At 72.3% G+C, this 9,208-nt stretch carries 9 protein-coding genes; 5 read left to right on the top strand and 4 right to left on the bottom strand.

Going from position 1 to position 9,208, the window contains the following annotated elements; all coding sequences use genetic code 11:
- Positions 1-103: 103 nt before the first annotated feature.
- Positions 104-2,035, top strand: coding sequence for a Stk1 family PASTA domain-containing Ser/Thr kinase (gene pknB / locus B7L92_RS28215; protein ID WP_081240201.1), 1,932 nt, complete (start codon positions 104-106; stop codon positions 2,033-2,035).
- Between the two features lie 75 nt (positions 2,036-2,110).
- Positions 2,111-2,989, top strand: coding sequence for a deoxyribonuclease IV (locus tag B7L92_RS28210; protein ID WP_081240199.1), 879 nt, complete (start codon positions 2,111-2,113; stop codon positions 2,987-2,989).
- A gap of 40 nt (positions 2,990-3,029) precedes the next feature.
- On the opposite strand, the gene B7L92_RS28205 is transcribed toward B7L92_RS28210, so the two are convergent.
- On the bottom strand, positions 3,030-3,677 hold the full coding sequence (locus B7L92_RS28205; RefSeq protein ID WP_081240197.1) for a sulfite oxidase-like oxidoreductase: 648 nt from the start codon (positions 3,675-3,677) through the stop codon (positions 3,030-3,032).
- A gap of 182 nt (positions 3,678-3,859) precedes the next feature.
- On the opposite strand from B7L92_RS28205, the gene bfr reads away from it, so the two are divergent.
- Positions 3,860-4,378, top strand: a complete 519-nt coding sequence (bfr, locus tag B7L92_RS28200) for a bacterioferritin (protein WP_081240195.1) — start codon at positions 3,860-3,862, stop codon at positions 4,376-4,378.
- 54 nt (positions 4,379-4,432) lie between these two features.
- On the opposite strand, the gene B7L92_RS28195 is transcribed toward bfr, so the two are convergent.
- Complete coding sequence (locus tag B7L92_RS28195; RefSeq protein ID WP_081240194.1) at positions 4,433-4,687, bottom strand: (2Fe-2S)-binding protein; 255 nt, start codon at positions 4,685-4,687, stop codon at positions 4,433-4,435.
- 150 nt (positions 4,688-4,837) lie between these two features.
- On the bottom strand, positions 4,838-6,190 hold the full coding sequence (locus tag B7L92_RS28190; protein WP_081240202.1) for a class II 3-deoxy-7-phosphoheptulonate synthase: 1,353 nt from the start codon (positions 6,188-6,190) through the stop codon (positions 4,838-4,840).
- Positions 6,191-6,295: 105 nt separating this feature from the next.
- On the opposite strand from B7L92_RS28190, the gene B7L92_RS43735 reads away from it, so the two are divergent.
- Entirely contained in the window at positions 6,296-6,358 is a 63-nt protein-coding gene (locus tag B7L92_RS43735; RefSeq protein ID WP_106409781.1) for a trp operon leader peptide, read from the top strand.
- Between the two features lie 133 nt (positions 6,359-6,491).
- A complete protein-coding gene (locus B7L92_RS28185; protein ID WP_081240193.1) occupies positions 6,492-8,420 on the top strand; it encodes an anthranilate synthase family protein in 1,929 nt (642 codons plus the stop codon).
- Here the strand turns inward: B7L92_RS28185 and B7L92_RS28180 are convergent.
- Positions 8,372-9,208 (bottom strand): 2-hydroxyacid dehydrogenase (locus B7L92_RS28180; RefSeq protein ID WP_081240192.1); only part of this gene is annotated, 837 nt, incomplete at its 5' end. The two genes, B7L92_RS28185 and B7L92_RS28180, sit on opposite strands and share 49 nt — an antisense overlap.

Raw genomic sequence — 9,208 nt, 5'->3', positions numbered from 1 at the left:
GGGCGGCCGGGGGCGTGCGTTGCGTCACAGGTCGGCTGCAGTCGCGCTCCGAACAGGACCGGAGCGGTCGGGGGTGTCGGCGTCGGCTCGTAGACTCGCCTGCGTGGACACGACCCTTCAGGACCCTCTGGTCGGGCAGGTGCTCGACGGGCGGTACCGCGTCGAGGCGCGGATCGCGGTCGGCGGGATGGCCACGGTCTACCGGGCCGTGGACACCCGTCTGGACCGCGTCCTCGCGCTCAAGGTGATGCACCCCTCCCTCGCGGCCGACGCCTCGTTCGTCGAGCGGTTCATCCGCGAGGCGAAGTCGGTGGCCCGGCTGGCCCACCCGAACGTGGTGCAGGTCTTCGACCAGGGCACCGACGGGGCCTACGTCTACCTGGCGATGGAGTACGTCGCCGGCTGCACCCTGCGGGACGTGCTGCGCGAGCGCGGCGCGCTGCAGCCGCGGGCCGCGCTGGACATCCTGGAGCCGGTGCTGGCCGCGCTCGGTGCCGCGCACCGGGCCGGGTTCGTGCACCGGGACATGAAGCCCGAGAACGTGCTGATCGGGGACGACGGCCGGGTCAAGGTCGCCGACTTCGGGCTGGTCCGGGCCGTGGACACGGTGACCAACACCACCGGCACCGTGCTGGGCACGGTCTCCTACCTCGCGCCGGAGCAGATCGAGCACGGCACCGCCGACCCCCGCGTGGACGTCTACGCCTGCGGCATCCTGCTGTACGAGATGCTGACCGGCGAGAAGCCGCACGAGGGCGACTCCCCCGCGACCGTCCTCTACAAGCACCTGCACGAGGACGTGCCGCCCCCCTCGGCCGCGGTGCCCGGCATGGCGTACGAGCTGGACGAGCTGGTCGTGTCGGCGACCGCGCGCAACCCGGAGATCCGCCCGCACGACGCGGTGGCGCTGCTCGCGCGGGCCCGCGAGGCGCGCGGCGGGCTCGGCGAGGAGCAGCTGGACGCGATGCCGCCGCAGGCGCTGACGGTGGAGCACGACAACGCCGAGGACCGTACGAGCGTCATCCCGCGCGCGCTGACGGTGCCCCGCCCGCTGCCCGTCGACGAGGACGACGGCGGCGGCCCGGGCTCCTTCCGGCACACCAGCAGGCTCCCGTCCCCGCCGCCGCTGCCGCCCCGGCGCCGCCTCGCGCTGCGGCGCGGCCCGACGGCGATCGTCGTGGCCGTGCTGCTGTTCCTCGGGGTGGGCACGGGCGTGTGGTACATCAACTCCGGCCAGTTCACCCAGGTGCCGCCGCTGCTGTCGAAGACCGAGCAGGAGGCCCGGGACCGGCTGGCGGACGCCGGGCTGGGCGTCGGCCGGGTCGAGGAGGCGTACAGCGACACCGTGGAGCGGGGCACGGTGATCAGCACGGACCCGAAGGCCGGTGCCCGCATCCGCGGCAACGCCCCGGTGTCGCTCGTCCTCTCCAAGGGCCCGCGGACCGTGCGGGTGCCCGACCTCGACGGCTACCGGCTGGACGAGGCGCGCTCCGTGCTGAAGGACGAGGGCCTGGAGCCGGGCATGGTCACCCGGGCGTTCAGCGAGGACGTGCCGCGGGGCTCCGTGATCTCCACCGAGCCGGTCAAGGGCACCGAGGTCCGTGCGGACTCGGCGGTGGCACTCACCGTGAGCAAGGGCAGCCCGGTGGACGTCCCCGACGTGACCGGCGACGACCTCGAGGACGCCCGCGCCGAGCTGGCGGAGGCCGGTCTGAAGGTGGAGGTCGCCGCCGAGCGGGTCAACTCCGAGCACGACGCCGGAGAGGTGGCCCGGCAGTCCCCGCAGGCCGGCCGCGAGGTCGCCGAGGGCGACACGGTGACGCTGACGCTGTCCAAGGGCCCGGAGATGGTCGAGGTCCCGGACGTGGTCGGCGACGGCGTGGACGAGGCCCGGCAGAAGCTGGAGGGGGCCGGGTTCCGGGTGAAGGAGGACCGCGGTCTGCTGGGCCTGTTCGGCGACACCGTCAAGGGCCAGTCCGTGGAGGGCGGGGACACCGCGCCCAAGGGGTCGACGATCACCCTCAGGATCCGCTGACGGGAGGATCCGCCGGCGGGGCGGGAGCCGGGAGCCGGGAGCCGGGAGCCTCGGGGATCATGACACCCTTGACGGGTGAAGAGTCACCCGTCCGGCCCCGTCCGCAACCCCGTCGGCAGCCATGTCCCCGTGGCCGGGGGCCTGCACTCCGTCGGCCTGTCCTACGCCCGTGAGCTGCGCGCCGAGGCCGTGCAGGTGTTCGTCGCCAATCCGCGCGGCTGGGCCACACCGGCCGGGAACCCGAAGCAGGACGAGGCGTTCCGCGCGGCCTGCGCGGCCGGGTCGATCCCGGCGTACGTGCACGCCCCGTACCTGATCAACTTCGGGTCCCACACCGAGGCGACCGTCGAGCGGTCCGTGGAGTCGCTGCGGCACTCCCTGCGGCGCGGCCGGGAGATCGGCGCGCTGGGCGTGGTGGTGCACACCGGCAGCGCGACCGGCGGGCGGGAGCGTCCGGTGGCGCTGCGGCAGGTGCGGGAGCGCATGCTGCCGCTGCTCGACGAGCTCACCCGGGACGACGACCCGTTCCTGCTGCTGGAGTCGACGGCGGGCCAGGGGGCCTCGCTGTGCTCGCGGACCTGGGACTTCGGGCCGTACTTCGAGGCGCTGGACGCCCACCCGAAGCTGGGCGTCTGCCTGGACACCTGCCACGTGTTCGCGGCGGGTCACGACCTGGCCGAACCCGGCGGGATGCACCGGACGCTGGACCTGCTGGTGGACACGGTCGGCGAGGGGCGGCTGAGGCTGATCCACGCCAATGACTCCTCGGACGTGGTCGGGGCGCACAAGGACCGGCACGCGAACATCGGCGCCGGTCACATCGGCGAGGGCCCGTTCCGGGAGCTGATGACGCACCCCGCGACCGCGGGCGTGCCGCTGGTCATCGAGACGCCGGGCGGCAAGGAGGGGCACGCGGCGGACGTGGAGCGGCTGAAGAAGCTCCGGGACGGCTGAGCGGCCGGGCCGCCGGCGCCGGAGGGCGGGGCCCCGGGCGTCAGAGCTCCGGGCCGTCTCCCGGTTCCTCCTGGTAGGAGTAGCGCTGCTCCTTCCAGGGATCGCCGATGTTGTGGTAGCCGCGCTCCTCCCAGAAGCCCCGGCGGTCGGCGGTCATGTACTCGATGCCGCGGACCCATTTGGGGCCCTTCCAGGCGTACAGGTGGGGGACGATCAGGCGCAGCGGGAAGCCGTGCTCGGCGGTCAGCAGTTCGCCGTCCTTGTGCGTGGCGAACAGGGTGCGCCCGGAGGCGAAGTCCGCCAGCCGGAGGTTGGAGCTGAACCCGTACTCCGCCCACACCATCACATGGGTGACGTCGGGCGCGGGCGGGGCGATGTCCAGGACGGTCCGGGCCGGGATGCCGCCCCATTCCGCGCCGACCATGCTGAACTTCGTGACGCAGTGCAGGTCGGCCACCACGGTGACGTACGGCAGGGCCGTGAACTCCTCGTGGTTCCAGCCGCGCTTCTCGCCGTCGGCGGTGGCCCCGAAGACCCGGAACTCCCAGCGGTCGGGCCGGAACTTGGGGACCGGCCCGTAGTGCGTGACCGGCCAGCCCCGTTGCAGTCGCTGGCCCGGCGGGAGTTCGAACCGCGCCGCTCCTCCTGCTGCGCGCTCCCCCGATTCCCGTTCCGCCGGCTGACCCATGTCTCCATCCTGACAGACCCGGGGCAATGCCTCCGAACGGGGCTCGACAGAACAGGACCATTCGCCATGAACCAGGCTAAGTATGGTCTTACTTACTAAGTGAAGACTTACTGGACGATCTTTCCCCTCGGTGCAATCATGCGGCGCAACCCGCCCGTTTCCGCGCGGAAGGAACCCACGCGATGCAGAGCGACCCCGAGGTCATCGAACTCCTGAACGAGCAGTTGACCGCCGAGCTCACGGCGATCAACCAGTACTTCCTGCACTCGAAGCTGCAGGACCACAAGGGCTGGACGAAACTCGCCCGGTACACGCGCGAGGAGTCCTTCGACGAGATGCGGCACGCCGAGGTGCTCACCGACCGCATCCTGCTGCTCGACGGCCTGCCGAACTACCAGCGGTTGTTCCACGTCCGGGTCGGGCAGACGGTGACCGAGATGTTCCAGGCCGACCGGGAGATCGAGCTCGAGGCGATCGACCGCCTGCGCCGGGGGGTGGACATCATGCGCAACAAGGGCGACATCACCTCGGCCAACGTCTTCGAGGCGATCCTGGCCGACGAGGAGCACCACATCGACTACCTGGACACCCAGCTCGAGCTGATCGAGAAGATGGGCGAGGCGCTGTACCTGTCGACGGTCGTCGAGCAGTCCCAGCCCGACTCGTCGGGCCCGGGGACGGGCGGGTTCTCGACGCACTAGACGCGACGCGCCGGGCACCGCCCGGGCGACGCCCGCACGGCCTCCGGCCCGCCGCTAGGCGGCTTCGGGCAGCTTCGCCGTCAGCGGCGGTTCCCCCTGGTCGACCAGCCGGCGGCGCGGGCAGGCGCCGCGGCCCAGCAGTTCCTGGATGCGCCGCACGCAGCCGCCGCAGTCGGTGCCGGCCTTGCAGGCGGAGGCGATCTGCCGGGGCGTGCACGCGCCGGCCTCCGCGTGGCTCCTCACCTGCTCCTCGGTCACACCGAAGCAACTGCAGACGAACACGCGGTTCACCTCCCGAACGGGATCCATGGTCGTGCCGTACCGACTGACCGGGGACCCGTCCGATCGGTGAGGCAAACCTAACCTTACCGGCCGTCCGGAGGGCGCAAAAGCGGGGTGGGGCGCGGATCCCTGTGATCCGCGCCCCACCCCTTCCGGTGCCGTCACCGGCACCGCCGGTTACTGGTCCCGGTACATCTCGGCGACGAGGAACGCCAGGTCCAGCGACTGGCTGCGGTTGAGCCGCGGGTCGCAGGCCGTCTCGTAGCGCTGGTGCAGGTCGTCGACGAAGATCTCGTCGCCGCCGCCCACGCACTCGGTGACGTCGTCGCCGGTGAGCTCCACGTGGATGCCGCCCGGGTGGGTGCCGAGCGCCTTGTGGACCTCAAAGAAGCCCTTCACCTCGTCGAGCACGTCGTCGAAGCGGCGGGTCTTGTGACCCGAGGCCGCCTCGAAGGTGTTGCCGTGCATCGGGTCGGTCACCCAGGCGACGGTGGCACCGGACGCGGTGACCTTCTCGACCAGTTCGGGGAGCCGGTCGCGGATCTTGTCCGCGCCCATGCGGACGATGAAGGTCAGCCGGCCCGGCTCGCGCTCGGGGTCGAGGCGGTCGATGTACTGCAGCGCCTCCTCGGCCGTCGTCGTCGGGCCGAGCTTGATGCCGATCGGGTTGCGGATCTTCGAGGCGAACTCGATGTGCGCGTGGTCCAGCTGGCGGGTGCGCTCACCGATCCACACCATGTGCGCGGAGACGTCGTACAGCCGGCCGGTGCGCGAGTCCACGCGGGTGAGCGCCGACTCGTAGTCGAGCAGCAGCGCCTCGTGCGAGGAGTAGAACTCGACCGTCTTGAACTCCTCCGGGTCCGTGCCGCAGGCCCGCATGAAGTTCAGCGCGTTGTCGATCTCCCGGGCGAGCTGCTCGTAGCGCTGGCCGGACGGCGACGACTTCACGAAGTCCTGGTTCCAGGCGTGCACCTGGCGCAGGTCGGCGTAGCCGCCGGTGGTGAAGGCGCGCACCAGGTTCAGCGTGGAGGCCGAGGCGTGGTACATCCGCTTCAGCCGCTCGGGGTCCGGGACGCGGGCCTCCTCGGTGAACTCGAAGCCGTTGACGGAGTCGCCCCGGTAGGTGGGCAGCGTCACGCCGTCCCGGGTCTCGGTCGGCTTGGAGCGCGGCTTGGAGTACTGGCCGGCGATCCGGCCCACCTTCACCACGGGCACCGAGGCGGCGTACGTCAGCACGGCGCCCATCTGGAGCAGGGTCTTGAGCTTGTTGCGGATGTGGTCGGCGGACACCGCGTCGAAGGCCTCGGCGCAGTCGCCGCCCTGGAGGAGGAACGCCTCTCCCCTGGCGACGGCCGCCATCCGGGCGCGCAGCTGGTCGCACTCGCCCGCGAAGACGAGCGGCGGATACGACTCGAGCTCCGCGATCACTGCGCGCAGAGCCTCGGCGTCGGGGTACTCGGGCTGCTGCGCCGCGGGCAGGTTTCGCCAGGTGTTGCCAGCGCTCGCGCTGGTCTTAGCGTTCACGGTCACGTTCCCCACATTACGGGGTACCGCCCTCCCCTCCAGGCCGTGCCCAGGAAGTGAGACGCGGAATACGCCCTGTGGACATCGGGGGCATGGGGTAGGGTGCGTCCCATGTTCGCGCACTCGACCCCGACCATGAACTGGTGGTGGACCGCTTCTCCGGCGGCCCACTGACTGCGCGTACGCACCACACTTCGCGAAGGCCGCCCGAGGGGCGGCCTTCGGTGTGTCCGGGGTCGTTCCTCTCCGCTCATGCGGGACCCGTCTCGTCCGGGGCCCGTCCACGACGAAAAGAGGAACACCCGCCATGGACCTGGCACAGCTCCCCCACGACGACCGCCCCTTCGCCCTGCTGCGCCGCCGCACTCCGGGCCGCTCCGTCGAGGACGGCGGCACGGTCGAGCTGCTGATCGGCCCGGTGACCCCCCGCGAGCGCCTGGCCGAGCTGCCCGACGCGTGTCTGGCACTCGTGCCGTTCCGGCAGATCCGCGAGCGCGGTTTCGACGTCCGCGACGACGGCACCCCGCTGCTGGTGCTGACCCCCGAGGAGCGGTACGAGATCCCGCTCGAGGACGCCCTGTCCCGCCTGCCGTCGCACGCCGTGCGGGTGGAGAACGGCGGCTTCGACGTGTCCGACGAGCAGTACGGCGAGATCGTCGGCCGCGTGCTGCGGGAGGAGATCGGACGGGGCGAGGGCGCCAACTTCGTGATCCGGCGGACCTACGAGGGCGAGATCCCCGGGTTCGGGCGGGCCGACGCGCTCGCGCTGTTCCGGCGCCTCCTGGAGGGCGAGCGGGGAGCGTACTGGACGTTCGTCGTCCACACCGGGGACAGGACGCTGGTCGGGGCGAGCCCCGAGGTGCACGTGCGGGCGTCCGGCGGGACGGTCGTGATGAACCCGATCAGCGGGACCTACCGCTACCCGGCCGAGGGGCCCACCCCCGAGCACCTGCTGGAGTTCCTCGCCGACGGCAAGGAGATCGAGGAACTGTCGATGGTCGTCGACGAGGAGCTCAAGATGATGTGCACCGTCGGCGACCGGGGCGGGGTCGTGGTCGGCCCCCGGCTGAAGGAGATGGCGCACCTCGCGCACACCGAGTACGAGCTGCGCGGCCGGTCCTCGCTGGACGTGCGGGAGGTGCTCAGGGAAACCATGTTCGCCGCCACCGTCACCGGGTCGCCGGTGCAGAACGCCTGCCGGGTGATCGAGCGGCACGAGACCGGTGGGCGCGGCTACTACGCGGGCGCGCTGGCCCTGGTCGGCCGGGACGCGGGAGGCGCCCAGACCCTGGACTCCCCCATCCTCATCCGCACCGCCGACATCGCCGCGGACGGCCGGCTGCGGGTGGCGGTCGGCGCCACGCTGGTGCGCGGCTCCGACCCGGCGGGCGAGGTCGCCGAGACCCACGCCAAGGCGGCCGGGGTGCTGGCCGCGCTGGGGGTGCGCCCCGAGCGGCCGCGCGCGGAGTCGGCACTGCCGAGGCTGGCCGACGACCCCCGGGTGCGGGCGGCGCTGGACGGGCGCCGGGCCTCGCTGGCGCCGTTCTGGCTGCGGATGCAGGAGACGCCGGACGCCCTGGAGGGCCACGCCCTGGTGGTCGACGGGGAGGACACCTTCACCGCGATGCTGGCGCACGTGCTGCGCGCCGGCGGGCTGGAGGTGACCGTCCGGCGGTACGACGAGCCGGGGCTGCGGGAAGCGGCGCTCGGCCACGAGGGGCCGCTGGTGCTGGGGCCCGGACCGGGCGACCCGTCCGACACGGCCGACCCGAAGATGCGGTTCCTGCGCGGCCTGGCCGCCGAGGTGATCACCTCCCGGGCTCTCGGCTCCGCTCGGGCAGGGGGCGCCCCCGTGAACCGGCACGGCGTCCTCGGGGTCTGCCTCGGCCACGAGCTGATCGCGGCCGAGCTGGGGCTGGAGATCGTGCGCAAGGAGGTGCCGTACCAGGGGGCGCAGACGGAGATCGACCTGTTCGGGCGGCCGGAGACCGTCGGCTTCTACAACAGCTTCACGGCGCGCTGCGACGACGAGGCGGCGGCCGAACTGGCCGCGCACGGCGTCGAGGTGAGCCGGGCGGCGAGCGGTGAGGTGCACGCGCTGCGCGGGCCGGGCTTCGCCGGGGTGCAGTTCCACCCGGAGTCGGTGCTGACGCTGAACGGCGCGGCGATCGTCCGGGAGCTGACGGGTCAGCTGCGCGGCACCAGCACGTTCGCCGAGCGGCGGCCGGCGGTGTAGTCGAGGACGTTGTCCACCGTGGTCCCGATGATCTGCCCGACGGCGTCCACGGTGTAGTACGCCTGATGGGACGTCACCAGGACGTTCGGGAACGTGACGAGGCGGGCCAGGGTGTCGTCGTCGACGGCCTCCAGGGACCTGTCGAGGAAGAACAGCCCCGCCTCCGCCTCGTACACGTCCAGGCCGACGCCGGTGAAGCGGCCCGCGCGCAGTTCGGCGACGAGGGCCGCGGTGTCGACGAGGCCGCCCCGGCTGGAGTTCACCAGGATCGCGTCGTCCCGCATCGTCTTCAGGGCGTCGGCGTCGATGAGGTGCCGGGTCTCGGGCAGCAGCGGGACGTGCAGGGTGATCAGGTCGGACTCGGCGAGCAGCTGTTCCTTGGGGACGTAGGTCATGCCGAGTTCCCGGCAGGCGGGGTTCTCGACGACGTCCCAGCCCAGCAGCCGCATGCCGAAGCCGTGGGCGATCCGGGTGAACGCCTCGCCGATCTTGCCGGTGCCGAGGACGCCGACGGTGCGGCCGTGCATGTCGCGGCCCATCAGCCCGTCGAGGCGGAAGTCGAAGTCGCGGGTGCGGGTGGAGGCGCGCACGACACGGCGGTTGACCGCCATGGCGAGGGTCCAGGCGAACTCGGCGACCGAGTACGGCGAGTAATACGACACGCGGGCGACCGTCAGGCCGAGCCGCTCGGCGACCTCGAGGTCGACGTTGTTGAAGCCGGTGGAGCGCTGGGCGACCATCCGGGTGCCGCCGGCCGCGAGACCCGCCAGGACCTCGGCGCCGAGGTC

The sequence above is a fragment of the Streptomyces viridosporus genome (genome assembly GCF_002078235.1).
GTDB lineage: Bacteria > Actinomycetota > Actinomycetes > Streptomycetales > Streptomycetaceae > Streptomyces > Streptomyces viridosporus.
Note: the sequence above shows the minus strand (reverse complement) of the source record. Positions and strands in the feature narration are given on the sequence as shown.

Bases quoted from the DNA above. Each gene is read 5' to 3' on its own strand.
- B7L92_RS28205 (WP_081240197.1), bottom strand. From the start codon at position 3,677: ATGGGTCAGCCGGCGGAACGGGAATCGGGGGAGCGCGCAGCAGGAGGA.
- bfr (WP_081240195.1), top strand. From the start codon at position 3,860: ATGCAGAGCGACCCCGAGGTCATCGAACTCCTGAACGAGCAGTTGACC.
- B7L92_RS28195 (WP_081240194.1), bottom strand. From the start codon at position 4,687: ATGGATCCCGTTCGGGAGGTGAACCGCGTGTTCGTCTGCAGTTGCTTC.
- B7L92_RS28185 (WP_081240193.1), top strand. From the start codon at position 6,492: ATGGACCTGGCACAGCTCCCCCACGACGACCGCCCCTTCGCCCTGCTG.